This window comes from Chlorobaculum sp. 24CR (assembly GCF_004118635.1).
Lineage (GTDB): Bacteria > Bacteroidota > Chlorobiia > Chlorobiales > Chlorobiaceae > Chlorobaculum.
Genome location: NZ_SDGU01000111.1, coordinates 1 through 422, shown reverse-complemented (window position 1 = coordinate 422; position 422 = coordinate 1). Strand labels below are relative to the sequence as shown.

The following is a 422-nucleotide window of genomic DNA, read 5'->3' as shown; positions in this document are numbered from 1 at the left end:
TCGCCTGCCGGGCACTCGGCGGTGCAGGGCGGGGTCTGCCTTACATAGACCGGGCATTTGTGGCTCTGATCCCCGAAGGCGACAATTTTATCGGTCCCTGTCAGTTCGCTGAAGGCAGGGAAGACGTACTCTGTCGCAAAATCGAGAATCGGGTTTGATTCTGCATTCATGAGGTTGCTCCTTTGCTGTTCAGCTTAAAAACGGATGTGCGCCGACTGGTTGAAGGTGGTTCGGGCGTGACGGTAGCTGTCGATCATGTTGTCGTCGAACTCAAGGCCGGTCTCTGCGAAGAAGCGCTTCCAGCCGATGCGGTTGATCCATTCGCCAACTCGCTCCCACGGGCGGCCTCCGGCTTTGTAGGCGGTGAGGATGCGGCCGACCACTTCGGTCACTTCCGGCCAGCGCGGCGGATTGTTCGGCAG

General features: G+C 59.2%; 1 pseudogene. It reads right to left on the bottom strand.

Annotation, left to right across the window (positions count from 1 at the left end):
* Positions 1 to 194: 194 nt before the first annotated feature.
* Positions 195 to 422: pseudogene (locus EST62_RS13240) on the bottom strand (dissimilatory-type sulfite reductase subunit beta); the annotation flags it as partial.